26 protein-coding genes and 1 tRNA gene are annotated in these 26,058 nt (G+C 65.4%); 15 read left to right on the forward strand and 12 right to left on the reverse strand.

The annotated features are described in order from the left end of the window. The first annotated feature begins 61 nt into the window (after window positions 1-61). From CK218_RS08180 to CK218_RS08200, 5 genes are all read left to right on the forward strand, one after another. Window positions 62-1,153 carry a helix-turn-helix domain-containing protein gene (locus CK218_RS08180; RefSeq protein ID WP_095827388.1) on the forward strand — a complete coding sequence of 364 codons (1,092 nt, stop codon included), beginning with the start codon at window positions 62-64 and terminating at the stop codon, window positions 1,151-1,153. Between the two features lie 144 nt (window positions 1,154-1,297). Further along, window positions 1,298-2,269, forward strand: a complete 972-nt coding sequence (locus CK218_RS08185; RefSeq protein ID WP_095827389.1) for a sugar ABC transporter substrate-binding protein — start codon at window positions 1,298-1,300, stop codon at window positions 2,267-2,269. Window positions 2,270-2,374: 105 nt separating this feature from the next. Then, window positions 2,375-3,877 (forward strand): sugar ABC transporter ATP-binding protein, encoded by a 1,503-nt coding sequence (locus CK218_RS08190; RefSeq protein ID WP_095827559.1) that lies wholly within the window; start codon window positions 2,375-2,377, stop codon window positions 3,875-3,877. Next, a complete protein-coding gene (locus CK218_RS08195) occupies window positions 3,874-4,890 on the forward strand; it encodes an ABC transporter permease (protein ID WP_095776729.1) in 1,017 nt (338 codons plus the stop codon). Before CK218_RS08190 ends, CK218_RS08195 begins: the two co-directional genes overlap by 4 nt. A gap of 16 nt (window positions 4,891-4,906) precedes the next feature. After that, window positions 4,907-5,908 carry a substrate-binding domain-containing protein gene (locus CK218_RS08200; protein ID WP_066991595.1) on the forward strand — a complete coding sequence of 334 codons (1,002 nt, stop codon included), beginning with the start codon at window positions 4,907-4,909 and terminating at the stop codon, window positions 5,906-5,908. Between the two features lie 170 nt (window positions 5,909-6,078). Here CK218_RS08200 and CK218_RS08205 read toward each other — a convergent pair whose 3' ends face one another. Beyond that, window positions 6,079-7,137 (reverse strand): ornithine cyclodeaminase, encoded by a 1,059-nt coding sequence (locus tag CK218_RS08205; RefSeq protein ID WP_095827390.1) that lies wholly within the window; start codon window positions 7,135-7,137, stop codon window positions 6,079-6,081. A 2-nt stretch (window positions 7,138-7,139) separates the two neighbouring features. Then, window positions 7,140-8,072: an arginase gene (gene rocF / locus CK218_RS08210; RefSeq protein ID WP_095827391.1), complete on the reverse strand. Its 933-nt coding sequence runs from the start codon at window positions 8,070-8,072 to the stop codon at window positions 7,140-7,142. Window positions 8,073-8,204: 132 nt separating this feature from the next. Here rocF and CK218_RS08215 point away from each other — a divergent pair, with 132 nt between their 5' ends. Together CK218_RS08215 and CK218_RS08220 are read left to right on the forward strand one after the other, a co-directional pair. Continuing rightward, complete coding sequence (locus CK218_RS08215) at window positions 8,205-8,645, forward strand: Lrp/AsnC family transcriptional regulator (RefSeq protein WP_095827560.1); 441 nt, start codon at window positions 8,205-8,207, stop codon at window positions 8,643-8,645. A 228-nt stretch (window positions 8,646-8,873) separates the two neighbouring features. Continuing rightward, complete coding sequence (locus CK218_RS08220; RefSeq protein WP_095827392.1) at window positions 8,874-9,167, forward strand: hypothetical protein; 294 nt, start codon at window positions 8,874-8,876, stop codon at window positions 9,165-9,167. Window positions 9,168-9,234: 67 nt separating this feature from the next. Here CK218_RS08220 and CK218_RS08225 read toward each other — a convergent pair. Beyond that, window positions 9,235-9,309: transfer RNA gene (locus CK218_RS08225), tRNA-Gly, on the reverse strand. A gap of 209 nt (window positions 9,310-9,518) precedes the next feature. On the opposite strand from CK218_RS08225, the gene CK218_RS08230 reads away from it, so the two are divergent. From CK218_RS08230 to CK218_RS08245, 4 genes are all read left to right on the forward strand, one after another. Continuing rightward, the gene (locus CK218_RS08230; RefSeq protein WP_066991899.1) at window positions 9,519-10,016 is read left to right on the forward strand and encodes a prolyl-tRNA synthetase associated domain-containing protein; all 498 of its coding nucleotides are present in this window, start codon (window positions 9,519-9,521) and stop codon (window positions 10,014-10,016) included. Between the two features lie 86 nt (window positions 10,017-10,102). Beyond that, a complete protein-coding gene (trxA, locus tag CK218_RS08235; RefSeq protein WP_095827561.1) occupies window positions 10,103-11,098 on the forward strand; it encodes a thioredoxin in 996 nt (331 codons plus the stop codon). A gap of 196 nt (window positions 11,099-11,294) precedes the next feature. Continuing rightward, complete coding sequence (locus CK218_RS08240; protein WP_095777066.1) at window positions 11,295-11,966, forward strand: LON peptidase substrate-binding domain-containing protein; 672 nt, start codon at window positions 11,295-11,297, stop codon at window positions 11,964-11,966. A 79-nt stretch (window positions 11,967-12,045) separates the two neighbouring features. After that, entirely contained in the window at window positions 12,046-12,291 is a 246-nt protein-coding gene (locus CK218_RS08245; RefSeq protein WP_066991609.1) for a Trm112 family protein, read from the forward strand. A 24-nt stretch (window positions 12,292-12,315) separates the two neighbouring features. Here the strand turns inward: CK218_RS08245 and CK218_RS08250 are convergent, their stop codons facing one another. Genes CK218_RS08250 through CK218_RS31065 form a run of 3 tightly spaced genes read right to left on the reverse strand, consistent with a single transcriptional unit; the run spans window position 12,316 to window position 18,159 of the window. Next, window positions 12,316-15,648, reverse strand: a complete 3,333-nt coding sequence (locus CK218_RS08250; protein ID WP_095827393.1) for an error-prone DNA polymerase — start codon at window positions 15,646-15,648, stop codon at window positions 12,316-12,318. Then, the gene (locus CK218_RS08255; RefSeq protein WP_095827394.1) at window positions 15,645-17,120 is read right to left on the reverse strand and encodes a DUF6504 family protein; all 1,476 of its coding nucleotides are present in this window, start codon (window positions 17,118-17,120) and stop codon (window positions 15,645-15,647) included. Before CK218_RS08255 ends, CK218_RS08250 begins: the two co-directional genes overlap by 4 nt. Next, window positions 17,062-18,159 carry a hypothetical protein gene (locus CK218_RS31065; protein WP_095827562.1) on the reverse strand — a complete coding sequence of 366 codons (1,098 nt, stop codon included), beginning with the start codon at window positions 18,157-18,159 and terminating at the stop codon, window positions 17,062-17,064. Before CK218_RS31065 ends, CK218_RS08255 begins: the two co-directional genes overlap by 59 nt. Before the next feature lie 183 nt (window positions 18,160-18,342). On the opposite strand from CK218_RS31065, the gene CK218_RS08265 reads away from it, so the two are divergent. Further along, complete coding sequence (locus tag CK218_RS08265; RefSeq protein WP_095827395.1) at window positions 18,343-18,780, forward strand: metallopeptidase family protein; 438 nt, start codon at window positions 18,343-18,345, stop codon at window positions 18,778-18,780. 25 nt (window positions 18,781-18,805) lie between these two features. Here the strand turns inward: CK218_RS08265 and CK218_RS08270 are convergent, their stop codons facing one another. Beyond that, window positions 18,806-19,012, reverse strand: a complete 207-nt coding sequence (locus CK218_RS08270) for a DUF1737 domain-containing protein (RefSeq protein ID WP_095782767.1) — start codon at window positions 19,010-19,012, stop codon at window positions 18,806-18,808. Window positions 19,013-19,067: 55 nt separating this feature from the next. Next, window positions 19,068-19,949 carry a CoA ester lyase gene (locus tag CK218_RS08275; protein WP_245434945.1) on the reverse strand — a complete coding sequence of 294 codons (882 nt, stop codon included), beginning with the start codon at window positions 19,947-19,949 and terminating at the stop codon, window positions 19,068-19,070. A gap of 537 nt (window positions 19,950-20,486) precedes the next feature. Here CK218_RS08275 and CK218_RS08280 point away from each other — a divergent pair. Genes CK218_RS08280 through CK218_RS08290 form a run of 3 tightly spaced genes read left to right on the forward strand, consistent with a single transcriptional unit; the run spans window position 20,487 to window position 23,934 of the window. Next, window positions 20,487-21,185 carry a response regulator transcription factor gene (locus CK218_RS08280; protein WP_095827397.1) on the forward strand — a complete coding sequence of 233 codons (699 nt, stop codon included), beginning with the start codon at window positions 20,487-20,489 and terminating at the stop codon, window positions 21,183-21,185. Next, window positions 21,173-22,744, forward strand: coding sequence for a HAMP domain-containing sensor histidine kinase (locus CK218_RS08285; RefSeq protein WP_095827398.1), 1,572 nt, complete (start codon window positions 21,173-21,175; stop codon window positions 22,742-22,744). The genes CK218_RS08280 and CK218_RS08285 overlap by 13 nt, the downstream gene beginning before the upstream one ends. A gap of 23 nt (window positions 22,745-22,767) precedes the next feature. After that, window positions 22,768-23,934, forward strand: a complete 1,167-nt coding sequence (locus tag CK218_RS08290; RefSeq protein ID WP_095827563.1) for an FAD-binding oxidoreductase — start codon at window positions 22,768-22,770, stop codon at window positions 23,932-23,934. Here the strand turns inward: CK218_RS08290 and CK218_RS08295 are convergent. Genes CK218_RS08295 through CK218_RS08310 form a run of 4 tightly spaced genes read right to left on the reverse strand, consistent with a single transcriptional unit; the run spans window position 23,853 to window position 25,994 of the window. Next, window positions 23,853-24,662: a DUF72 domain-containing protein gene (locus CK218_RS08295; protein ID WP_095827399.1), complete on the reverse strand. Its 810-nt coding sequence runs from the start codon at window positions 24,660-24,662 to the stop codon at window positions 23,853-23,855. The genes CK218_RS08290 and CK218_RS08295 overlap by 82 nt on opposite strands. Before the next feature lie 42 nt (window positions 24,663-24,704). Then, complete coding sequence (locus tag CK218_RS08300; protein ID WP_095776713.1) at window positions 24,705-25,193, reverse strand: SRPBCC domain-containing protein; 489 nt, start codon at window positions 25,191-25,193, stop codon at window positions 24,705-24,707. Between the two features lie 34 nt (window positions 25,194-25,227). Beyond that, window positions 25,228-25,677 carry an SRPBCC family protein gene (locus tag CK218_RS08305; RefSeq protein ID WP_095776712.1) on the reverse strand — a complete coding sequence of 150 codons (450 nt, stop codon included), beginning with the start codon at window positions 25,675-25,677 and terminating at the stop codon, window positions 25,228-25,230. Further along, window positions 25,674-25,994 (reverse strand): metalloregulator ArsR/SmtB family transcription factor, encoded by a 321-nt coding sequence (locus tag CK218_RS08310; RefSeq protein ID WP_066991637.1) that lies wholly within the window; start codon window positions 25,992-25,994, stop codon window positions 25,674-25,676. Before CK218_RS08310 ends, CK218_RS08305 begins: the two co-directional genes overlap by 4 nt. Window positions 25,995-26,058: the final 64 nt, after the last annotated feature.

A 26,058-nucleotide genomic window follows, 5' to 3' on the forward strand; every position in this document is an offset into this window, starting at 1 on the left:
AACTGGCGGCCGCGCGCGCCGGGCGCTATGGTTGCGGCGCCTGCGACATGGATTAGCCGACATGCATCGTCACTTCACCACTGCCGCATCCGAGCCGCTTCACGTGAGTCTGGTGGCCATTCCAGAGGCCGTGGTGTCCACGTTGTCGGGCATCTTCGACGTGATGAATGCTTTCAAAATAATGCCGCTGCCGGGCAGCGAGCCGCGCCAGGCTCCGCCCTTCGAGATTGAGATCGTCGGCCTCGAAACGGGCGCTCTGGAACTGGCCAGCCGCGTGCCGGTCATGGTTCAGCGAAGCGTGGCGGAGGTGGATATGACCGACATCGCCATTGTTCCTTCGATCCTGCTTGGGCCGAACGGCTGGCGAAAGGACCTGCATCCGGAACTGATCGAGTGGTTCCGCGCCATGCATGGCCGCGGCGCGCTCTTGTGCTCGGCGTGCTCAGGCATCTTCCTGCTTGCCGAAACCGGTCTGTTCGATGGCGTGGACGCGACCGTGCATTATGGCTACGCCGGCGACTTCGGCCGGACGTTTCCGCAAGTGCCTATCCACCCGGATCGTGTGCTGGTGGTGTCGGGCAAGCGAGAGGAGCTCATCTCCTCGGGTGCTTCCATGACCTGGCATGATCTGGTGTTGTACCTGATCGCCCGACACGCCGGCGCGACCGCAGCCCAGGCCGTGGCGCGCTCATTCGCGCTGCAGTGGCATCAGGACGGTCTTGCGCCCTACATCATCTTTGAGGGCCGCAAGGATCATGGCGATCTTGCCGTTCAGGCGGCGCAGGACTTGATCGCCACCCGATTTTCGGTCGCCAATCCCATAGAAGAGATGATCCGCTGCGCCCAGCTCACGGAGCGCACCTTCAAACGCCGGTTCACGAGCGCGACCGGCCTGAGCCCGATCGCCTATGTACAGCGCTTGAGGATCGAGGACGCCAAGCGCCGACTGGAGCGCACCGACGCGTCAATCGACGACGTGAGCTGGCAGGTCGGGTACGAAGAGCCTGCGTTCTTCCGTCGCTTGTTCAAACGTGTGACGGGGCTGGCGCCCGGCGCATACCGCAAGCGGTTCAAGATCCCCGCCTATGCGCAAAGGCATTTGCCCGACGAGAGCGTCGAACTCCGGCTGGGAAATAGCCAGCGGCAGACCTAAGCCGGGGCCGACGCGGCGATATCTGCCCGGCAGGCTGCTCGGGTACGCTTCCTCCGCGAGCGTGTTGACATCCGACGAAGACAAGCAGTAGTTTTTTGCGTAATCGGTTACGTAACCGATTACGCTCTTCAGGAGGAGGAAAGCATGAGCAAGGTTTCAAATTCGCATGGGCTCGATCTAGGCCGGGTCTCCAGGCGCAAGTTTCTCAAGACCGGCGCGCTGGCGGCCGGCGCGTTGGCGCTGCCGTTCGGTCCGGCGTTTGCGGCCGACAAGCCGAAGGTCGGCCTGGTCATGAAGTCTTTGGCCAACGAGTTCTTCAAGCAGATGCAGGCCGGCGCGGAGGACTATGCGGCCAAGCACAAGGACAAGTTCGATTTCGCCGCCGTCGGCATGAAGGACGAGCGCGATTTCGCCGCGCAAGTCGATGCGATCGAGAACTTCATCACCCAGAACTACAACATCATCGTCGTGGCGCCGGCCGATTCGAAGGCGATGGTCACGCCGATCGCCAAGGCGCTGAAGGCCGGCATCAAGGTCATCAACATCGACGTCGCGCTCGACGATGAGGCTAAGAAGAAGGCCGGCATCGACCTTGCCTTCTTCGGGCCGGACAACCGCGCCGGCGCCAAACTCGCCGGCGACGCGCTCGGCAAGGCGCTGGGCAAGGGCGGCAAGGTCGTCATCCTCGAAGGCAATCCGGAAGCCGACAACGCCAAGCAGCGCAAGCTGGGCTTCGACGATTCGGTGAAGGAGCACGGCCTCGACCTGCTCGATTCGAAGACCGCGCATTGGGAGACCGAGGAAGCCAACACGCTGATGACCAACTTCCTCACCCAGCACCCCGACATCCAGGGCGTGATGGCGGCGAACGACTCGATGGCGCTCGGCGTCGTCAAGGCGATCGACGCGGCCGGCAAGTCGGGTCAGATCAAGGTGGTCGGCTTCGACAACATACCGGCGGTCGGCCCGCTGCTCAAGGAAGGCAAGATGCTCGCCACGGTCGAGCAGTATGGCGCGCAGATGGCGGCCATGGGCATCGACTACGGCCTGCGCGAGCTTGCCGGCGAGAAGTTCTCCGGCTGGGTCAAGACCGACGTCAAGCTGATCACCGCCTGAGGCGAGTTGAGGCGCCGGGACTCCCTCTGGCGCCATCCATTGGCTTGTCTCATCATCGCCGCCGGCAAGCAGCCGGCGGCGATGAGCGCCATTCAGGATTGCTGCATGGACGATGTGGTTCTTTCCCTTGAAGGGGTAGGAAAGATCTTTCCCGGCGTGGTCGCGCTGAGCGACGTCTCGCTGTCGATCGCGCGCGGCGAGACGCATATCGTCCTCGGCGAGAACGGCGCCGGCAAATCGACGCTGATCAAGCTCTTGGCCGGCATTTACCAGCCGGACAGCGGCACGATCGCCTTCAACGGCCAGCCCTATCAGCCGCAGACGCCGCATGATGCGCAGCTAAGCGGCATCCGCATCGTGCACCAGGAGCTGAACCTTCTGCCCTATCTCAGCATCGCCGAGAACCTGATGCTGGAAAACCTGCCGCGCCGCGCCTTCGGCATCGTCGACCGCAAGGCGCTCAACCGGCGCGCCGTCGCGCTGCTCAAGGAGGTCGGGCTCGACGTCGATCCGAGGACGCGGGTCGAAGCGCTCGGCGTCGCGCAGATGCAGCTGGTCGAGATCGCCAAGGCGCTGAGCTACGACAGCAAGCTGCTGGTGCTCGACGAGCCGACGGCGACGCTGACGCCGCCGGAGATCGGGCGGCTGTTCGCCATCATCAAGCGGCTGAAGGCCAGGGGCGTCACCATCATCTACATCTCGCACCGGCTGCACGAGGTGTTCGAGATCGGCGACCGGGTGACCATCCTGCGCAACGGCAGGCTGGTCGCGACCCGCGACCTCCACGGCCTCAGCGTGCCGGATGTCGTGCGCATGATGATCGGCCGCGACATCGCCGACGAATTCGGCTTCGACGCCTCGATCGTGCCGGGCAAGGTCGCGCTCAGCGTCACCAATCTGAAGCGCAGCGCCGTGGCGCCCGAGATTTCCTTCAACGTCCGCCGCGGCGAGATCTTGGGCGTCGCCGGTCTGGTCGGCAGCGGCCGGACCGAAGCCATGCGGGCCCTGTTCGGCGCCGATCCGAGGCTCGACGGCGTCGTCGAGATCGACGGCAAGCCGGTGGCGATCACGGCGCCCAAGGATGCCGTGCGGCATGGGCTCAGCCTGCTTACCGAGGACCGCAAAGGCCAGGGCCTGCTGCTCGATCTGGCCGTGGACAAGAACATCACCATCACCGATCTCGGCAAGGTGTCGCGCCACGGGCTGGTCAAGCGCCGGGCCGAAGCCGCGGCAGCGAACGATCTCATCGGCCAGTTGCGCGTCATGGCAAGCTCGATCGAGCAGGCGGTGCGCAATCTCTCGGGCGGCAACCAGCAGAAGGTGGTGCTGGCCAAATGGCTGTTCCGCGGCACCTCGACGCTGATCCTCGACGAGCCGACGCGCGGCGTCGACATCGGCGCGCGGCGCGAGATCTACCAGCTTCTGTGGATGCTGGCGGCGGCTCAAAAAGGCATCATCATGGTGTCTTCCGACCTGCCGGAGCTGATGGGCATGTGCCACCGCATCATCGTCTTTTCCAAGAACAAGATCGTCGGCGAGGTGCCGCGAGCCGAATTCGACCAGGAGCGCATCCTGTCGCTCGCCTACCAGGAGTATGTGCGACCATGAGCGAGACGTCCGAAACCCTCGTGTCGGCGCCTGTTTCTCCCGGCAGGGCGAAGTTCCTGCGCTTCCTGATCCGCGACGCCGGCGTGCTTCTGGCGCTGGTGCTGATCACGCTGTTCTTCTCGCTCACAGCGCCTTACTTCGCCACGCCCGGCAACGCGCTGAAGATCTTCGTGCAGATCGCCATCAACACGGTGCTCGCCGCCGGCATGACCTTCGTCATTCTCACCGGCGGCATCGACCTTTCGGTCGGCTCGGTGCTGGCGCTCTGCACCGTGGTCGGCGCCACCGTCATGATCGACGAAAGCCTGTCGCCGGCCGTCGCGATCACTTTGGCGCTGCTCGCCTGCATGGCGACCGGTGCTGCCTGCGGCTTCCTCAACGGCTGGATCTCGACGCGCTGGAAGATCCCGTCCTTCATCGTCACGCTCGGCATGCTCAACATGGCGGCGGGCGCTGCGCGCGTGGTCAGCGACAATTCGACCATCACCGGGCTGCCGCAGAGTTTCGTCGATTTCGGCAATCTGATCATCGGCGGCTTCCTGCCGTCGATCTTCCTGGTCGCGGTGCTGGTGATCGCGGCGGGCTGGTTCGTGCTGCGCTTCACCGTGTTCGGCCGCATGATCTTCGCCGTCGGCACCAATGACGAGGCGGTGCGCCTCTCCGGCCACAATCCGGATTTCTACAAGGTCGCGGCCTTCACCATCAGCGGGCTGACGGCCGGCATCGCGGCCATGGTCTATCTGCTGCGCTTGAACATCGGCAGCCCGATCGCCGGCGTCGGCTACGAGCTCAATGCAATCGCCGCCGTCATCATCGGCGGCACCAGCCTCAGCGGCGGCAAGGGCTCGATCATCGGCACGCTGGTCGGCGCCTGCATCCTGCAGGTGCTCAGCACCGGGCTGCAGCTGCTCGGCGTCGGCGACAATTTCAAACCGATCGTGATTGGCCTTGTCATCGTGCTCGCCGTCATCCTAGACGCTTATCGGGAGAGGCTGTTGCGGAGGATCCGCTAAACGGTCAGAGGGAACCATGACCACAATTGCCGATGTCGCGCGCTATGCGGGGGTGTCCGTCGCAACGGTCTCGCATGTGATGAACCGCACGCGCCATGTCGAGCCGGAGACGGCCGAGCGCGTGCGCGCGGCGATCACCGCCCTGCGCTACAGCCCGAACTCGCTGGCGCGGAGTCTGAGGCGCGGGGAGACCAAGACCATCGGCCTGCTGCTCCCGGACAATTCCAACCCGTTCTTCGCCAGCGTGGCGCGCCAGATCGAGGATGCCGGCTTCGTGGCCGGCTATACGGTGATCCTGTGCAACTCGGATGGCAGCGCCGAGAAGGAAGAGCGCTATCTGTCGGTGTTGATGGCAAAGCAGATCGACGGACTGATCTTCGCCGGTTCGTCAGACCATGCGCGGGTGTTCTCGCACCTGTCCGCCGCCCTGCCGGCGGTGCTGCTCGACCGCGAGATCCATTCTGTCCATGTCGATTCCGTGCTGGTCGACCACGATCACGGCGGCTATCTCGCCGGGCGCCATCTGGTCGGGCTCGGCCACAGCAAAATCGGCGTCATCGGCGGTCCGCGCGATTCGAGCTCCAGCCCGGCCCGCCTGCGCGGTTTTACCCGGGCACTCGCGGAGGCAGGTATCGACCTGCCTGCTTCGTCGGTGGTCGATTCCGACTATCATTTCGCCGGCGGACGCCTGGCGATGGAGCGGCTGATGACGCAGGCGCCGGAGATCACGGCGGTGTTCGCCTGCAACGATTTGATGGCCATGGGCGCCATCACCGCGCTGCGCACGCGCGGCTTGCGGGTGCCCGACGACATGTCGCTGATCGGTTTCGACGACATCCCCTATGCGGTCACCACATGGCCGCCGCTGACGACGATCGCGCAGCCGGTCGAAAAGATCGGAACGCGGGCGGTCAGCCTGCTGCTCGAGCGCGTCGGCGAGCCCGAGGCGCCGTCGCGCCGCGAGGTGCTGGCGCCAGTGCTTGTCGAGAGGGAAAGCTGCGCGGCTTTGCAGAAGTAGCGTGTAATCTCCCCTCTTGAGGGGGAGATGTCGCCGAAGGCGACAGAGGGGGTCGGTCCGACTGGGCTCGGCCTGCTGCGGCAGATGGAGGTTGGCGCTCCACGCGAGGCGACCCGCTCTGGCCTGCCGGCCATCTCCCCCGCAAGGGGGGAGATCACGCGCTCATTCCCTCACGCCGCCGGCTGCATGGCGGCCCTGAGCAGCATGCCGAACAGGTCGCGCGGCTCGTCGGGGTCGGCGAGCAGGTCGAGCTCCTCGTAGAGGCCGGTCGCCTGGAGCTGGTCGCGGACATAGCGCAGCGCGGAAAAATCCTCCGTTGCAAAGCCGACGGAATCGAACAGCGTGATCTGCTCCTTCGTCTTGCGGCCCTCGGCCTGGCCGGTCATGACCTGCCACAGCTCGGTCACCGGGTGATCGGCATCGAGCTGCTGGATCTCGCCCTCGATGCGCGTCTGCGGCGGAAACTCGACGAAGATGTCGGAGCGCAAAAGGATATCGCGGTGCAGCTCGGTCTTGCCGGGACAGTCGCCGCCGGCGGCGTTGATGTGGACGCCGGAACCGACCATGTTGTCGGTGAGGATGGTGGCGTACTGCTTGTCGGCGGTCACCGTGGTGATGATGTCGACGCCTTCCACCGCGTCCTGCCCGGTCGAACAGATGGTGATGTCGAAGCCCTTGCCGGCGAGGTTGCGGGCGCATTTTTCGGAAGCAGAGCGGTCGATGTCGTAGAGCCGCAGCCGGTCGATGCCGAGCAGCGCCTTGAACGCGACGGCCTGGAACTCGGACTGGGCGCCGTTGCCGATGATGGCCATGGCGCGCGAGCCTTTCGGTGCCAGATATTTGGCGGCAACCGCCGAGGTCGCGGCGGTGCGCAGCGCCGTCAGGATCGTCATCTCGGTCAAGAGCATCGGATAGCCGGAGCCGACATCGGCGAGCACGCCGAAGGCGGTGACGGTCTGGCGGCCTTCGCGCATGTTCTTCGGGTGGCCGTTGACATATTTGAAGCCGTAGAGGCGGCCGTCGCTGGTCGGCATCAGCTCGATGACGCCGTCATGGCTGTGCGAGGCGACGCGCGGCGTCTTGTCGAACAGCTCCCAGCGGCGGAAATCCTCCTCGATATAGCCGGCAAGCTCGGTGAGGAAGCGCTCGAGGCCGATGGCGAGCACCAGCTTCATCATGCGGTCGACGCTGACGAAGGGGACGATGGCAAGGCGGGACGGCTGGGTCATGATCAGAGGCTTCCGGAATGGCTGCGGGTCGGGCGATCCATGATGCGGCGGCCCATCAGGCTGGCGGTAAGGTCGACCATCAGGGTCGCGGTACGGCCGCGTTCGTCGAGGAACGGGTTCAGTTCGACCAGGTCGAGGCTGGAGACCAGGCCGCTGTCGGAGAGCATCTCCATCACCAGATGCGCCTCGCGGAAGGTGGCGCCGCCCGGAACCGTGGTGCCGACGGCCGGCGCGATCGAGGGGTCGAGGAAGTCGACGTCGAGGCTGACATGCAGCAGCCCGTTTGCCTCTTCGATCCTGGCCAGGAAAGCCCGCAGCAGCGGGGCGATGCCGTGCTCGTCGATGGCGCGCATGTCATGCACGGTCACACCCGCGTCCTTCAGCGCGCGGCGCTCGGCCGGATCGACGCTGCGCAGGCCCATGGTGCAGACGCGGGCCGGGTCGACTGCGGCGGGCAGGTCGGGGAAATAGCCGTTGAAGCCGGGGCGGCCGCTGGCATAGGCGAGCGGCACGCCGTGCAGATTGCCGCTGGTGGTGGTGTCGAGCGTGTGGAAATCCGGGTGGGCGTCGAGCCACAGCACGAAGAGCGGCCGGCCGCGGTCGGCGGCGCGGCGCGCCACCCCGGAGACGGTGCCGGCGGAGATCGAGTGGTCGCCGCCGAGGAAGATCGGCATGGCATCCCTCGACGCCGCGTAGGCGGTCTCGGAAATCGCCGCCGTCCAGGCGGAGATTTCGGGCAGCGCCTTCAGGGCGAGATTGCCATGAGCGACAGGGCGCGCCGCCGCCTTCTCAACCGCGCCCCAGTCCTCGACCTCATGGCCGAGCTCCGACAGCACCGCGACAAGCCCCGCTGTGCGCAGCGCGCTCGGCCCCATCTCGCATCCCATCCTGCCCGCGCCGTCCTGCACCGGCGCGCCGACGATCCTGCAGCGCATCACTTCTTTCCGCTTTTGCGTTTGATTTGCCGAAGTGAACCACCGCTGCCTGGCGGTTTGAACAGGATAAATTGGCATTTCGAAAAGGTCGATTTATCATAGTGGGCATATCGGCTGCTCGAAATGGTCAAAATGGACGCGCTCGACGAGAGACTGGTGACGCTTCTGAGGCACGATGCGCGGCGCAGCGTCTCCGATCTTGCGCTCGATCTCGAGGTCTCGCGCGCGACGGTCAGGGCGCGGATGGAGCGGCTGGAAAAGTCCGGCGAGATCATCGGCTACACGGTGGTGCTGCGCGCCGACGCGGTTGACCAGAGGATACGCGGCGTGATGATGATCGAGATCGAGGGCCATGCCGCGGACCGCGTCATCCGCGCGCTCGGCGGCTTTCCGGAGGTGTCGACCATCCACACCACCAACGGCCGCTGGGACCTGGTGGTCGAGCTCGGCACCGCCTCGCTCACGGATTTCGACGCCGTGCTGCGTCGCATCCGGCTGATCCCCGGGATCACCGGCAGCGAGACGAGCCTGCTGTTGGCGACGCCGAGGACGACGAGGGCGAGGCTTGGGTAGAGCGGTTCGTTTTATGGAAACGCCGAACCGCTCGAGTTCCTTTTTTGCGCAATTCCGGACTGAAGGCTTCGGCGAGGAGGACGAGCCGTTAGGGACTTTCCTGAATTTGTTCCAGCAAAGGCGCCAACCCGTCAGGATCAGGCGGCAGGGCGCTTCCTTTCCGTCGCGACGTTCCTCTATTTTGCCCGGCCAGCATGGGCCGAGCAACAAATCGCGGAGAGCAGCGTCATGCTGAAGACAATCGCGGCCGGCGTCGGCCTGGGCCTTGTCGGGTTCCTCATCGCGCTTTTCACGATGGGCGCAGGGCACGGAACGAACGTTCCCGGTTTCGTCGTGGTCCCCTGGATGATGCTGCTGATGATGGCGGGCGTTGGCGCTTTGCCCGGGTTGCTCGCGGCATGCGCCCAATTCACGATCTACATCCTTCTGATCCGCTCCAAGCCGTTGCTGGCGCTGCCGATCGGGATCGTTCACTGCGTCGCCACGGTATTGGGGATGGCGGGGAACGGAATCTTGTTCTGAAGGCTACAAACGCGAAAAAGCCGCGGAAAACCGCGGCTTTTCGTTTGCTTGATCCCCTGAAGGAAACTGGAGCGGGTGAGGCGATTCGAACGCCCGACCCCAACCTTGGCAAGGTTGTGCTCTACCCCTGAGCTACACCCGCTCGCGCGGCCTTGGGCCGCAAGCCGCGCCTATATGGCCGAAGAGCGCGGCGATTGCAACAGGGAAATGACGGTCTTTTTCGAGCTAGCTCTTCGTATGGCGAGGGGTGCGTTTCGACCCGGCGAATTCGGTTGGCTCAACCGGGCGATCTTGCCCCAAGGGCATCGTTGGCCGTAAACGGCACAAGCTTTCCAGATGATGCGAGGACCGATGCCGAAGACCGAAGCCGAGCTTTATGCCTTTCTTGCCGATCTCGGCATTTCCGTCTCGACGGTGCGCCACCCGCCCTTGTTCACGGTTGCCGATTCGCAGGCGCTGCGCGGAGAGATCCCGGGCGGCCACACCAAGAACCTCTTCCTCAAGGACAAGAAGGACAATTACTTTCTCGTCACCGTCGGCGAGGAGGCCGTGGTGGATCTCAAGCAGATCCACCATCTGATCGGCGCCGCCAGCCGCGTCTCCTTCGGCAAGCCGGAAATGCTGATGGAGCTGCTCGGCGTCATTCCCGGCGCGGTTACCATCTTCGGCCTGATCAACGACACGGCCGGGCGGATCAAGGTGGTTCTGGACCAGGAATTGATGAGCCACGAGGTCATCAACGGTCATCCGCTGACCAATGAGGCGACGACGGCCATCGCCGCTGCCGATCTCGTCAAATTCGTCGAGGCAACGGGCCACGATCCTGTTATCTTGAAAGTCTCGGGCTGATCGCCACATGGATGGCGAAACCGAAATCCGACAATAACGCGCCGCACTCCCGAAGCGGGCGACGACGCGACCGAAAGGGCGACGACATGAGTGACAACAATCCGTTCAGCGGCTCATTTGGCGGCAATGCCGGCCAGTACGCCCAATCCGTGCAATATGGCGGGGCGGACCGCGGCAAGGCCTCGCTCGGCGAGGCGCCTGCGGCCACGGATCTCGTCAAGGACACGACGACCGCGACGTTCGCGGCCGACGTCATCCAGGAATCGCGCCGCCAGCCGGTGCTGGTCGACTTCTGGGCGCCCTGGTGCGGGCCGTGCAAGCAGCTGACGCCGCAGCTCGAAAAGGCGGTCAAGGCTGCCGGCGGCAAGGTCAAGCTGGTCAAGATGAACATCGACGACCATCCCTCAGTCGCCGGCCAGCTCGGCATCCAGTCGATTCCCGCGGTCATCGCCTTCAAGGATGGCCAGCCGGTCGACGGCTTCATGGGCGCCATTCCGGAAAGCCAGATCACGCAGTTCATCCAGAAGGTCGGCGGCAAGGGCGGCGGCGGCGCGCCGCAGATCACCGAAGCGCTGGCCGCGGCCGCCGAGGCGCGCGAGGCAGGCGACACCCAGACCGCGGCCGACATCTATGATGCGATCCTCGAGCAGTCGCCCGAAACCATCGAGGCCATCGCCGGGCTCGGCGAGATCCTGTTCGAGGCCGGCGACAGCCAAGGCGCCGAGGCGGTGCTTGCCAAGGCGCCGGAGGACAAGAAGGACGCGCCGGCGCTTGCCGCGCTGCGCGCCAAGATGACGCTCGCGGCGGAAGCCGCCGCGCTCGGCAATCCGGCCGAGTTCGAACGCCGGCTCGCCGCCAACCCGAACGATCACCAGGCGCGGTTCGACCTGGCGATGGTGCAGAATGCACGCGGCGAGCGGATGCAGGCCGCCGACAACCTGCTGGCGATCGTCAGGGCCGACCGGACGTGGAACGACGATGGCGCGCGTGCGCAGCTCTTGAAGTTCTTCGAGGCATGGGGGATGACCGACGAGGCGACGCTGTCGGCGCGGCGCAAGCTGTCGTCGCTGTTGTTCTCCTGAGCGTTTTGCCGGCTTTGCTGCCGGCCCCTTTTGCCAAGAGGGTCTTGCGCAAGGCGGCGACTACGCCAGATAGGCGGCAGCGGCTTGCCCCTGCCGGTTAAGGGTTTAAACAGGCTGGGTTGCGTAAGAGGAGATCGCAGATTGATACGCTGCCCGGCGACACTTTCGAGAGTTGAAGCGCAGGCGGAGGGTTGAGGTGCAGGTCGGAAACGCCCGCTACCGGCTCGCGAGGGATCTGCCGTCGAGGATCCCGGTGTTTCCGCTCGCCGGGGCGCTGCTGCTGCCCGGCGGCCGCATGCCGCTCAACATTTTCGAGCCGCGCTATCTGGAGATGATCGATGAGGCGATGGCCGGGCCGCGGTTGATCGGCATGATCCAGCCCAGCCTCGACGGCGCGCTGCGCGACGACGGCGAGCCCGAGCTTTGCAGCGTCGGCTGCGCCGGGCGCATCATCTCGCTTGCCGAGACCGGCGACGGGCGCTACCTGATCTCGCTGCAAGGCGTCTGCCGCTTCCGTGTCACAGATGAGCTGGCGGTCAAGACGCCGTTCCGGCAATGCCGGATGGCGCCCTTCCTCGCCGATCTCGAGGAGGATCCGGCCGGTGCCGAGGTCGACCGCCCTGCCCTGCTCAAGGCGTTCCGCGCCTATCTGCAGGCCAATGACCTCGAGGCCGACTGGGAAAGCGTGAGCCGCGCCGAGAACGCCATGCTGGTCAACGCGCTGTCGATGATGGCGCCCTATGGGCCGGCCGAGAAGCAGGCCCTGCTCGAGGCGGCGGATCTGAAGACGCGCGCCGAGACGCTGATCGCCATCACCGAAATTACGCTGGCGCGCGAAGATGAGGATTTTGGCTCGAGCCTGCAGTAAACGTAATGATTCGGGTGAAATCGGCCTGACCTGAATCTCAACACTTAGGCCGGCGGCAGTTGGACAATGGAAAAGTGCGATGGCGGCGGACGGACGTGACGGGCGCAAAGCCACGGTCGACCCGAAATTGCTGGAACTGCTCGCCTGCCCGCTGACCAAAGGACCGCTGACCTGGGACGCCGAGCGCAGCGAGCTGATCTCGCGCGTGGCGAAACTTGCCTATCCGGTGCGTGACGGCATCCCGATCATGCTGCCTTCGGAAGCACGCACGATCTCGGCCGAAGACGCGCTCAAGCCGCCGCCGCGGCTCGGCGGGCCGTCGTGAATCGCGCTGGCGGACCGGTTGCCGCTACTGGAAATTGCGCCCCTTGGGCATGACCTGTTGCGCCGCGCCCGACAGGGCGTCGACATCCTGCCGCCCCGGCAGGCCGCAGTTCGCGGAGCGCTCCGGTCCATTCGATGACCCGGCGGGCTGATGCTCGATGGTGGGCGGCTCCTGCAGGAGGACGCTCAGCCAGGGCGTCAAATCCTCGATCCTGTCGGCGACGATGTGGATGACATCCGATTCCTGCTGCAGCTTCCCGGTGACGCGAATGAAGCGTGCGCCCATCACGATAGAGCGGAAGCGGTCGAAGACGCGCGGCCAGATGATGACATTGGCGATCGCCTTTTCGTCCTCCAGCGTTAGGAAGATCGCATTGCCCTTGCCGGGGCGCTGGCGCACCAGCACCAGGCCGGCGACGGTGACGCGGCGGCCGTCGCGCACCGACGGCAGGCGGACATTAGGGGTGATGCCGGCGCGGTCAAGCCGCTCGCGCAGGAAGGCGACGGGATGTTCCTTCAGCGACAGGCCGAGCGAGCGATAGTCGTGGACGACATGCTCGCCGAGCGGCATTTTCGGCAGCTTCGTCTCGGGCTCCAGCTCGCGCAAGCGGAGCGTGGGCTGGTCGAACAGCGGCAGTTTCTCGGCAGCGCTCCTGCCGTCCAGCGCGCGCACCTCCCAGAGCGCCGCGCGGCGGTCGAGGCCGAGCGAGCGGAAGGCGTCGGCCTGGGCCAGCCTTTCGATCTCGCCGACATCGAGGCCTGAACGCAGCCAGACATCCCTGACCGATCGATAGCCGTCGCCGCGCCGGGCGACGGCGGCCTCCATCCCTTCCTCCGAAAGCCCCTTGATCTGACGGAAGCCAAGCCGCACCGCATGAGCCGTCTCGATGACGCCGCGCATCGAGGCATGGCGTTCGAGGATGCGCGAAGGATCGAAACCGGCCCCCTCCAGCGTGCAATCCCAGACGGAATGGTTGATATCGACCTCGCGCACCTCCACGCCATGGTCGCGCGCGTCGCGAACCAGCTGGGCGGGCTGATAGAACCCCATCGGCTGCGAGTTCAAAATCGCGGCGCAGAAGACGTCGGGATAGAAGGTCTTGAACCAGCAGGAGGCATAGACCAGCAGCGCGAAGGAGGCGGCATGGCTTTCCGGAAAGCCATATTCGCCAAAGCCTTCGATCTGCTTGAAGCAACGTTCGGCGAATTCCTTTTGGTAGCCCTTGTCGACCATGCCGTCGATCATGCGCTGGCGGTAGTTGCCGATCGTGCCGGTGCGCTTGAAGGTGGCCATGGCGCGCCGCAGCTCATCGGCCTCGCCCGGCTGGAAGCCGCCGGCAACGATGGCGATCTTCATCGCCTGCTCCTGGAACAGCGGCACGCCCAGCGTCTTGCCGAGAATCTCCTTCAGTTCCGGCTTCGGGTATTCGGCGTTCTCCTTGCCCTGCCGTCTACGCAGATAGGGGTGCACCATGTCGCCCTGGATCGGGCCGGGCCGCACGATAGCCACCTCGATGACGAGATCGTAGAATTCACGCGGTTTAAGCCGCGGCAGCATCGACATCTGGGCGCGCGACTCGATCTGGAAGACGCCCAGCGTGTCGGCCCGGCAGATCATGTCGTAGACGCGAGGGTCCTCCGGCGGGAGCGAGCTCAACTGATGCGGCCGGCCGTATTTGTCACGCGCCTGCGGATAATGATGCGTGAGCAAGGTCAGGGCTCGCTTCAGGCAGGTCAGCATGCCGAGCGCCAGCACATCCACCTTGAGGATCTTCACCGCGTCGAGATCGTCCTTGTCCCACTCGACCATCTTGCGCTCTTCCATCGCCGTCTTGACGATGGGCACGACCTCGTCGAGCCGGTCGCGGGTGATGACGAAGCCGCCGACATGCTGGGAGAGATGGCGGGGGAAGCCGATGATCTCGTTGGCGCGTTCCAGCACCTGCCGCGACAGCGGATCGGCGCGGTCGAGGCCGCCGGCATTGGCTTCCCTTTCGCCGAGCTCCGAGGTCGACCAGCCCCAGATGGTGCTCGACAGGGCGCTCCTGACGTCTTCGGACAAGCCCATGGCCTTCGCCACCTCGCGCAGGGCGGAGCGGCCGCGATAGCTGATGACGGCGGCGGCCAGCGCCGTGCGCTTGGCGCTGTATTTCTCGTAAATATAAGCGATGACCTCGTCGCGCCGTTCATGCTCGAAGTCGACGTCGATGTCGGGAGGCTCGTTACGTTTCTCGGAGATGAAGCGCTCGAAGAGGGCATCGATCCGGTCAGGGCCGACCTCGGTGATGCCGATGCAGAAGCAAATGACCGAATTGGCGGCCGAGCCGCGCCCCTGGCAAAGGATACCCTTGCTGCGGGCGAATTTCACGATGTCATAGACGGTCAGGAAATAGCGCGCATAGTTCAGCCGCTCGATCAGAGCGAGCTCGCTGCCGATGCGCCGCAGCACTTCTTCCGGGATTCCGGCCGGATAGCGCACGGCCGCTCCTTCCCGCGCTAGGCGTTCGAGCTCGGCCTGCGGTCCGAGGCCGGATTCCGTCGGCTCGTCCGGATAATTGTATTCGAGGTCGCTGAGCGAGAAGGTGAGCTCGTCGGCGAAGCGCAGCGTCTCCGCCAGCGCTTCAGGGTGTCGGCGGAAAAGCCGCGCCATCTCCAGCGGCGTCTTCAGATGACGCTCGGCATTTGCCGTCAGCTCCAACCCGACCTCGGAAACCGGCGTGTTGAGGCGGATCGCGGTCAGCACGTCCTGCAGCGGGCGGCGGTCGGCGGCATGATAGAGCACGTCGTTGGTCGCCATCAGCGGGATGTGCAGATGGTGGGCCATCGCCGCCGCCTGCTCGATACGGAAGCGGTCGTTGCCGCCGTAATCAGGCGCCACGGCAAGCCGAAGCGCGGCGCCGAAACGATCCTTAAGCCGGCTAATGAGCGTCAGATTGTCTTCCGCGCCTCCCGACAGGTTGGGCAGGATGGCCAACGACATCAGATCGCCCCATTCGAGAAGGTCGCTGAGTTCGAGCAGCGTCGCGCCCTTCTCGTTCTCGTCGCGCAGATTGGCCTGCGTCAGCATGCGGCAGAGATGCCCCCAGCCCTTGCGGTCGCGGGGGTAAGCCACAATGTCCGGCGTGCCGTCGCAGAAAACCAGGCGGCAACCGGGATGATAGGCCAGCTTCTCGACCCTGGCCTGCTGCCAGGCCCGCACGACGCCGGCGACCGTGTTGCGGTCGGCAAGGCCGATCGAGGAAAAGCCGTAGAATTTCGCCGTGACCACCAGCTCCTCGGGCTTGGAGGCGCCGCGCAGGAAGGAAAAGTTCGACTGGATGCCGAACTCGGCATAGGGGATGGCGGTCAGCGCGTTCATGCGAAGACCCCGTGCATGAACCAGCGCGGCGCGGCATGCGAGGCGCTGCTGTAGAGGCCCTGGCGGTAGAGCCAGTAGCGGCGCCCCTCGCTGTCCTCGATGCGGTAATAGTCGCGTGTCGGCGCCTCTTCCTCACCGGGCAGCTGCCGCCACCATTCGGCGGCGATGCGCTCCGGCCCTTCGGCGCGGGCGACGCGATAAAGCGCGCGCCGCCAGCGGAAATTCATCGGCGGGCCCTCGGGGATCTCGGTCGCCGGCACCTCGATCGGCTCGGGCGAGCGGAACAGCCGTACCGGCCGCTCCGGCGGGAAGATGGTCATCGGCGGTGCTGTCCGGTCGGGCTTCGGCGGCCTGCGCCTTTGCGGCGCCTCCGCGAAAGGAACCGTGGTAACGGCGCGCTCCGGCAGGTGGCTATCGACGACGACCGGCTTCAGCACGGCGGCTTCGCCGAGGCGGGCACGCACGCGGTCGGCGAATAAAGCGATGTCGGCGTCATCGTCGCTTGTCTCGCCGGCAAGGTCGCCCTGCAGCATGTCGAAGGCGGCGACCGAAAGCACCGACAGCCGCACGAGGTCGAAGCCGAAGCCGGCATCGATGGTCTGTTCCAGCGCGGTCAGCCGTTCGTGGAACAGTTTTCGGATCAGCTGCGGCTCGCGCATGGGGCGCGAGGTGCCGACCGCGATGCGGCTGACGGCGCCGTCGACGCGAAAGAGGAGAAGGGCGAGCGCCCGCGCCCCTTCGCCGCGGCGCTCGAGGTCGGCCTTCAAGGCCACGGCAAGCCGGCTCACCAGCCGCTCGATGTCGTCGGTGAGCACGATCGGCTCGGCAAGATGGCGCTCGACCGAGAGCGGCGCCACGGGAAGGCGCGGCGACACCGCCTCGTCGAGCCGGCCGAGCGCCTGGTCGAGGCGCAGAAGCAAGGTGGCGCCGAAGCGGCGGGCGAGCGGCGCGCGGGGTGCGGCCATCACCGCCCCCGCCGTGCGCAGGCCGACGCTTTCTAGGCTGGCGCGGGTTTCCGGCGCGATGCGCAGCGCCGAAAGCGGCAGGGGCGAAAGCAGCGCCGCCTCCTCGCCGCCGGCAACGATGCGGTCGCCGTGGAAGCGCGCCGCCGCCCAGGCGGCGCCCGGCGTCGAGGCGAGGCCGGCGCGAACATCGAAACCCTGCTGGAAGAAACGGGTGAGGATCTCGTCCTGCATGGCCCGCTCGCCACCAAACAGGTGCGTGCAGCCGGTGACGTCGAGAAACAGCCCGTCCTCGCCGTCGATCGCCACCAGCGGCGTGTAGCGGTCGCACCAGTCGGCGAGGCCTTCGAGCAGGCGGCGGTCGGCCTCCGGGTCGGCCTCCACCACATCGATCGACGGATGCATGGCGCGCGCGTCGGCAATGCCCATGCCGCGCTTCAGCTTCAGCGCCTCAGCCCGCTCGTCGAGGGCTGCGATGCGCTGGGCGTTGCTGTCGCGATGGCTGATCACAAGCGGTGGGCAAGATGGGGGCAGGTGATGCGAGGGCCGGGAACGCCAGGACCGCCCCAGACGCTGGCGCAGGATCCGCTCCGCGCAAAGATAGGGGAACCACAGCGACAGAATTCGTTGCCCGCTCTTCCTCGGGCCTTCTTTCGGCAAAAGCGTGCTCATCGGGGTTCCACTCCAGTGTGAATTGTCCGGGCAGGGCCGTGCGGCTCTTGCCGATATCGACGGTGAAGGCGGGGCGGCCGATCGAGCCGGCCAGCGCGCCGGCGAGCGTTTCGCGGCTCGCCGCGGGCGCTGCCGAAACAATGAGGCGCACGGGCGCCGCGGTGGGCTCGGCCTGGCCGGCCTGACGCAGCAAAAACACTGGCCGGCCGGCGCTCTGGGCACGGGCGTGCAGCCGCCGCGTCGCGGTAAGGTCGAGAAGCCGCGGGCTGCCGCGGATCTCGAGGAGGACGGCGGCGAAGGCCGTCATGCGGGCGGCCTCCTCGGCGATCCACAGCGCGTCGACCAGTTTCGGCGCTTCGGAAAACAGCAATTGTTCGGGCTCGATGCCGAAGAAGGCGTTGAGGCCCCTGGCATAGGGAAAGCCGGCCTCGCGGAAAATCTCCGCCGTTCCGATCCAGAGGACCGGCAGGCCCTGCTTCTGTTTAAGGATCAGGCTGGCGAGCGACAGCGCAAAGCCGGCGACGGCGCCGGCATCGCGGGTCTCCAACCCATGGATTTCACTGAGCGCCGCCTTGGGCACGCCGCCGCCGAGGGCGGTGTCGAGGCGTTCTATGCCGGTGTGCAGGAAGGCAGGCGAGGCCACAGCGAGGCCGCGCCGGACGATGGTGATTTCGGGGGTGGCGTCCGATCCCGCGGCATCGCCAGCTATTTGTTTTTCCGCAAGTCCGGACGGAAAACCGCTTCGCACTGTTCCTGGAATCGCTTTTGGCGCGCCGGAAGCCGGCGCTTCCAGGCGCTCGGGCAGCGTTCCCTCGATCTTCGCGATCTGGCGGCGCAGGGCAAAAACAGTTTCCCGCGCCACGGCGCTTATCGCCATGACGTTCACTTCCGGCAGTAGTTGTTCCTGTTATGTTCTTATAGATTCCAGAGGGGCCTGGAAGAGTCAAGCGGAGTCGCAAGGAATTTATTCCTTCGGCTTTCAGCTTCCAAGACCCAGCCAGCCGGGCCCATTTGCCTCGACCGGCGCGAAAGCCTATATGCCGAGGTCAAAGGAAACCTCATGGCCCGCATCTACAAGACCCGCATCTGGCATGACCAACTCTCGCCATCGATGGATGAGTTGGAACTTCTGGCGCTGGAGGCCTACGCCCATCTGCCGGAGGAGTTCCGCAAGCTCACCGGCGAGATCATCATCCAGATCGCCGATTTTCCGACCGACGAGATCATGGACGACCTGTCGCTGGAGACGCCCTTCGATCTGCTTGGCCTGTTCGAGGGGCGCGGCATCGCCGAGCGCTGGAACCCGCAAACCGGCGAGGGACCGAACCGCATCACGCTCTACCGCCGCGCCATCCTCGACTATTGGGCCGAGAACGAGGAGACGCTGGGCGACATCGTCACCCACGTTCTGATCCACGAAATCGGCCACCATTTCGGCCTGTCGGACGACGACATGGAGCGGATCGAGGAAGCGGCGGAGCAGGCAGCGGCGGGGTGACGACTGAGAGGGCTGCCGCCCTTTCCTACCACTCGCTGAGCTTGGTGTCGGGCGTATATTCCTGGCCCTCGACATCCTTCACCACGGCCTGGCCGCAGCGCATCGACTTGGTCGTCTTGTCATAGGCATAGGTCGGCGAGCCGAACAGGTGCCAGCCCTTGTTCAGGGCCGAAGTCACCTTATGGCAGAAAGTGGAATCGTCCGGACCGGACAGAAAGCGGTAGAGTTTCATTTTCGACCCTGTCGTGACCAATGCTTGTCTATCTTCCTGGAATCGCTCGAGCGCATCATGCGCCGATGATTGCGGCCTTCGCCAGAAGTTTCTCGGCTTCCGCCAGATGCAGCCGCTCGACCATGCGGCCGTCCAGCGCAATGACGCTTTTGCCGGCATTTTCGGGCCGTGAGAACGCCTCCCTGATCGCGCGCGCCTTGGCCAGCGCCTCCGGCGCCGGCGCAAAGGCGCGGTTCGCCGGCTCGATCTGGGCGGGGTGGATCAGCGATTTGCCGTCGAAACCCATGGCGGCCGCCTCGGCGCATTCCCGCGCCAGGGCGTCCAGGTCGCGAAAGTCGTTGGCGACGCCGTCGATCACGTCGAGGCCGCCGGCGCGGGCGGCGAGCACAAGCTGCAGCAGCCAGGGCGTGAGATAGCGCCGGTCGGGCGTTGCCAGAATGCCGGTTGCCTTCACCAGATCGTTCGTTCCGGCGACGAAACAAGCAAGGCGGGAGGCGGGATCGCGGCCAAGCTCGGCGATGGCGCCGACGTTGAGCAGGGCCTTGGGCGTCTCGATCATCGCCCAGAGTTTCACGGTATCTGGGGCGAAATTGTCGTCGAGCAGGTCGCCGGCCTCGAGGATGTCGCGCGGCGTGCCGATCTTGGGCAAAAGAATGCCGTCGGGCTCTGCCTTGGCGACGGTTAACAGGTCGTCGATGCCCCATTCACTGCCGAGCGGATTGATGCGCACCACCATCTCGCAGCGGCGCGCCGGCCGCGCGGCGAGGATGCCGGTAAGCTTGTGGCGGGCGGAAACCTTGTCGGCCAGCGCCACGCCATCCTCGAGGTCGATGATGACGGTATCGCAGGCGAGCGAGGCGATCTTGGCCAGCGCCTTGTCGTTTGAAGCGGGCACGTAGAGCACCGAGCGGCGCGGGCGGTAGGTGTCAGAGGTCATGGCCGATCTATGCAGGCTGGAGACGAGTGAGGCAAGGCGCGGCACCATAGAACTCATTTGCGTTCTGGCTAATTGTCGAAGCGAAGCCGGCGATGGCAGCGCCCCTCTCCCCGTCACTATACGGGGAGAGGATGCCGGCAGGCAGGTGAGGGGCGGCGCCAGCCTGAAACGACTTTGCTGCTGCACGAAATCTGCAAATCCTTGCGGAAAACCTCCTCCAATCCGCCGCGCGCTTTCCGCAGCCGCCGGCGAAACAGGCGGCATGCGAACACATCACAGATCCCGCTGGTCCCTGCCCCGGCGCCTCCGCAACGAAGGCTGGTGGTTGGTCGAGCCGCAGAGGCCGCGCATAACGGCGGTCATGCTTCCTTTCATCCCAAGATCACGGCTGCGGCATGCCATGCGAGCGGCGGCGCTCGGGACGGTTCGGTCTTGACGCCAGCTTTCACGACTGGCGGCCTTTGCGCGCTCTCGACAAGCACGGCCCGCTTGCTAATCCTGTCATGACAAAACCGTATTCAGCGAGCTGCCGATTCCATGCCGCACAACATCCTCGTCGCCGACGACGATCCGCATATCCGCGAGATCATCTGCTTCGCGCTGGAAAAGGCCGGCATGAAGACGGCCGCCGTCGCTGACGGCGCCGCCGCGCTGCAAGCGGTCGAGCGCCGCGCGCCCGACCTCATCGTGCTGGACATCGGCATGCCGGAAATGGACGGGCTGGAGGTCTGCCGCAGGCTGCGGCAGCGCTCCGACGTGCCGGTGCTGTTCCTGTCGGCCCGCGATGAAGAAATCGACCGCATCCTCGGCCTTGAAATGGGCGGCGACGACTATGTGACGAAACCGTTCAGCCCACGCGAGCTGGTTGCCCGCGTCAACGTCATCCTGCGGCGGGCGCGCCCGGCGGTGGTGGAGGAAGGCGCAGACGACCGTCGGTTCGCGCATGGCAAGCTGGTGCTGGTTCCGGCAAGCCATGCGGCGAGCTTTGAAGGCAAGCCGCTCACCCTAACAGCGATCGAGTTCGCGATTCTGAAAGGGTTTCTTGGCCGCCCGCAGCATGTGCTTGGCCGCGATGCGGTGATGGCCAATGCTTACCAGTCCAACATCCATGTCTCGGAACGCACCGTCGACAGCCATATCCGCAACATCCGCGCCAAGCTGGCGGCGGTCGGCTGTTCGGATGCGATCGCGACCGTGCATGGCGTCGGCTTCCGGCTCGGCCGATGCGGTGGCTGAGCAAGGAGAAATGGCGGCCCAGGCTCGCCACCGTGGTCGTCGCCATCCTGATCGTGGTGATGGCGCTGCCGCTGGTCGGGCTGTTCTTCTTCCGGCTCTATGAAAATCAGCTGATCCGCCAGACCGAGGGCGAGCTCATCGCACAGGGCGCGGTGATTGCCGCCGTCTATGCCGATGCGGTGCGCGCGGCCGGCATTGCACCGGAACGGTTGGGAACACCGATCTCGGCGGATCCGGCAAAGGACAATAATTACCCCTATCAGCCGATCGAGCCGCAGCTCGACCTTGCCTCCGACAATGTCATGCCGTCGCGGCCGGCGGCCGTTCCCGCCACCGCCGATCCGGACTTCGCGGCCATAGGCGCAAAGCTCGACGGCATTCTGGACGAGGCGCAGAAGACGACGCTTGCCGGCTTCCGGCTGCTCGATCCGCATGGCGTGGTGATTGCCGGCGGCGCTGAGGTCGGACAGTCGTTCGGTGAGGTCGAGGAGGTGCGGCAGGCGCTCGCAGGCGTCTATGCAAGCGAGCTTCGCCTGCGGATTCCCGACCAGCCGCCGCCGCCGCTCTATTCGGTGAGCCGCGGCACCAAGGTGCGCGTCTTTGTCGCCTTGCCGGTCGAGCTCGACGGCAGGGTCGCCGGCGTGGTCTATATGTCGCGGACGCCGAACAACATCGTGAAACATCTCTATGGCGAGCGCGGCAAGGTCACGCTCGCGGCGATCGCGATTCTCGGCGGCACGCTGCTGATCGCGCTGGTGTTCATCCGCACCGTCAGCCGGCCGATCTACGCGCTGATCGAACGCACCAAACGCATCGCCGCCGGCGACCGCGAGGCAATGCGGCCACTCGCCCATCACGGCACGCGCGAGATGGCGGCGCTGTCGGCCGCCTTTCTCGACATGGCGCAAAAACTCCAGGCGCGCTCCGACAGCATCCAGACCTTCGCCACCCATGTCTCGCATGAGCTGAAATCGCCGCTGACGGCGATCCAGGGCGCGGCCGAGCTGCTGAGGGATTCCAGCGGGACGATGGACGAGGCCGAGCGACGGCGTTTTTCCAACAACATCGTCACCGATGCCGGACGGCTCAATCTGTTGGTGCGCCGGCTGCTCGAACTGGCGCGTGCGGAAAACCTGGCGCCGAGCGGCGAAAGCACGACAATCGGCGCGGCGCTGGCGCTGCTGCCGGTCGACGCCAGGCTGGAGGTACGCGTCGAATCGGGCAGCGATATCGGCCTCGGCATCTCGGGCGAGAATCTCGCGATCGTGCTCGCCAACCTCGTCGACAATTCCGCACGGCACGGCGCGAATCAGGTGACGGTCGGCGCCGAAAAGGCGGGCGAAAGGGTGGCTCTCCATGTCGGCGACGACGGCGGCGGCATTTCGGCGGCCAATCGCGCAAAAATCTTCGAGCCGTTCTTCACCACAAGGCGCGAGGCCGGCGGCACCGGCATGGGCCTCGGCATCGTGCTGGCCCTCCTGAAAGCGCATGATGGCACGATAACGCTGGTTGACTCCGAACGCGGCGCGCGCTTCGAGATCAATTTGCCGGTCGCGTGAGGACCGGCGAATCGGAGAACAAAGTGCGTTACGACATCGTCATCATCGGCGGCGCCATCGTCGGGTCCTCGGTCGCCTACTATCTGCGCGAAGAAGGTTTTACCGGCTCCATCGCGCTGATCGAGCGCGATCCGCAATTCTCGCAAGCGGCGACGACGCTGTCCCTGGCCTCGATCCGCCAGCAATTTTCCATTCCTGAAAACATCCGCCTGTCGCAATTCACGCTGAAGCTGTTCCGGCGGCTGAAAGAGACTTTCGGCGCCGATGCCGATATCGGCTTTCGCGAGGGCGGTTATCTGATCCTTGCCGGCGAGGCGGGGCTGCCGATCCTCAAGGCCAATCACGAGGCGCAGATCGCTGAAGGCGCCGATATCGTGCTGGAGGATGCAGGCCAGCTCGCCCGCCGCTTCTCCTGGCTTTCGACCGAAGGCATTTCCGCCGGCGCCTATGGCCGCGGCGGCGAGGGCTGGTTCGACGCGCATGCGCTGCTGATGCTGTTCCGCAAGGCGCTGCGCGAGAGGAGGATCGACTTCACTACCGCGTCGGTCACCGGTATCGCGCGCCAGGGCAATCGCGTCACCGGCGTCGCCCTCGACAATGGCGAGACGCTGGAAGCGGGCATCATCGTCAATGCCGCCGGCCCGAACGCCGGCAAGGTGGCCGCCCTTGCGGGGCTCGCGCTGCCGGTCGAGCCGCGCAAGCGCAACGTCTTCGTCTTCGAGGCGCGGGAAAAATATGCCGACATGCCGCTGCTGGTCGATCCCTCCGGCATCTATGTACGGCCGGAAGGCTCGGTCTACCTCACCGGCGGCGCCGAGCCGGAGGAAGGCGACCATGCACCCGATCCCAATGATTTCGAGGTCGAGTGGCCGCTGTTCGAGGACGTGATCTGGCCGACTTTAGCCACCCGCGTCCCGGCCTTCGAGGCGATCAAGCCGACGCGCGCCTGGGTCGGGCACTATGATTACAACACGCTCGACCAGAACGCGGTGATCGGGCCGCATCCGGAGGTGAAAAACTTCCTCTTCGCCAACGGCTTCTCCGGCCATGGCCTGCAACAGGCGCCGGCGGTGGGCAAGGCGCTCTCGGAACTCATCGTGCATGGCGGCTATCGGACGATCGATTGCACGGCGTTCGGATATGAGCGCGTCGCTGAGGGGCGGGCGTTCAGGGAATTGAACGTCATCTGACGCATAATCGCATCGACCGCCAGCGCGTTGCCGAGCGCGTGCCCGCGCGCCGTATTGTCGAAAATGCACCACACCTCGGTGGCTGAGGCGCCCGCGTCGGCGAGCTGGGCGCTGATTTTTAGCAGCCGGCCGGCGTCGTAGTCCGAAAAATAGACATGCGGCGCGCCGTGAAAGCGGAAATAGGCGAGCTCATGCCAGCCGCCGGGCGCGGAAGCGGCGGGAACTGAGGCAGGGTCCGCCGCCACGCGCCCGACGCGGAGGCGGCTCAGCAAAGCGTCTGCTCCCGGCTCGAACCAACTGGCGTGACGCGGTTCGCAGACCAAGCGGCAGTCGATCTTGTCGTGCAACAAGGCGAAGAACTTTTTGGCTATCTGCCTGTCGAACTGCAGACTGGGCGGCAGCTGGACCAAGAGCGCGGCCAGCCTTTCACCTAGACCTCCGACCTCACCCATGAAAGCATCCAGAAGATCATGGCAATCTACCAGGCGGCGCTCATGGGTCGCGGCTTTGGGGATTTTGACAGAGAACCGAAAACGATCCGGGACCGAGCACGCCCAGCGCTCATAGGTTTCGCGCTGATGCGGTTTGTAGAACGAGGAGTTGATCTCCACGACAGGAAGACGCGAAGCGTAACGCTCCAATTGCGAGCCCGTCGCCGGAACAGAGGACCTGTGCGCTGCCGGTATGGTCCATCCGGCTGTTCCGACAAAAGATTTGTTTTGTGCCATGTCCACAATCTGGACAGGCGCGCGTGCAGGTCAAGGCGGGGCTCAGGCGGCGAGGCGGCAGCCCAGATGTGCCTGTAGCCAGCCGAGCACGCGCGCCCAGCCTTCGGCGTGCTCCGCCGCGGCGTCCGGGAAGCCGGCGAAGCCGCCATGGCACACGGTGAGCCGCGTGCCGGCAGAGGTCGGCTCCAGCAGATAGGCAACCGTCGTTTCGTGACGGCCGAGCGTCGGGTGATCCCAATCGTAGCGCCTCGTCTGCACGACCCTGAGCCCCGTCTCGATCTCGAGGAAGCTGCCGCTGGCGGGCAGGGTCCTGCCGTCGGCCGTCCTCACGATGACGCGCCACGATCCGCCGACGCGCAGATCGGCGGCCCAGCCGATCATCCGGTAGGTCTCGGCCGACCCCCACCAGCGCTCGACGTCGCTGGTGAGAAGCGCGGTGACGACTTGTTGCGGCGAAGCGGGAAGTTCCGCCGAAGCCATGACCGTCTCGGTGTTCGCCATGGCGCGCGGCCAGCTATGCGGCAGTATCATTGCCAACCTCCTCCGCGGCCGTTCAATGCGTCGTTCAGCCCTTCGATGGCGGGCGCTCGAAACCCTTGCCGGTCTCCAGCAGGCTCTTGAGGCTCGCCAGCACCAGCGGCCAGCCCTTGGACACGTTCGGAATCAGCCGGTGCGGGCCGTCGGCCTCGTGGGTGACGGCAAGCTTCATCAGCTCGCCGTCCTTTTCGATGGTGAAGGTACAGCGCGTGTAGCCGTCTTCCTTCACTTCGGGCAGCCATTCGTTGCGCCATTTGATGACCAGACGCCGGGGCGGATCGATCTCGAGGATCTCGCCCGAGTCGGCCACGCGGCCGTCCGGGAAGATCAGCTTCCAGCTCGAACCCACCTTCCAGTCGCTCTCCTGGTAGGAGCAGAGGAAGAACTGCCGGTTGAACTCCGGATCGGTCAGCGCCGTCCAAAGCTTTTCGGGCGTGGTGCGGATGTAGGTGACGTAGACGAAAGTGTTGTCGCTCACGGCTCTTCCCTTTCAAGTCGTTTCTTCAGGTCGCTCAAGGCATCCAGCCGATGGCGCTCGAATTTGCCGATCCAGCGCTCGGCGATCTCGTTGATCGGAACGGGGTTGAGGTAATGCTCCTTCTCGCGGCCACGGCGAACGGTGGCGACGAGGTTCGCCTCCTCGAGAATTGCCAGGTGCTTGGTCACCGCCTGGCGCGTCATGTCCATCCGCTCGCAGAGCGCGTTCAGCGTCTGTCCGTTCCTGGCATAGAGGCTGTCCAGCAATTGGCGGCGGGTCGGGTCGGCCAAAGCGCGAAAGACGGCATCCATGGTCATGGCCTTAATATGCAACCATTTGGTTGCATGTCAAGCGTCGCGACAGATCGACCGATCACTTGCC

It is taken from the genome of Mesorhizobium sp. WSM3879, assembly GCF_002294915.1.
GTDB lineage: Bacteria > Pseudomonadota > Alphaproteobacteria > Rhizobiales > Rhizobiaceae > Mesorhizobium.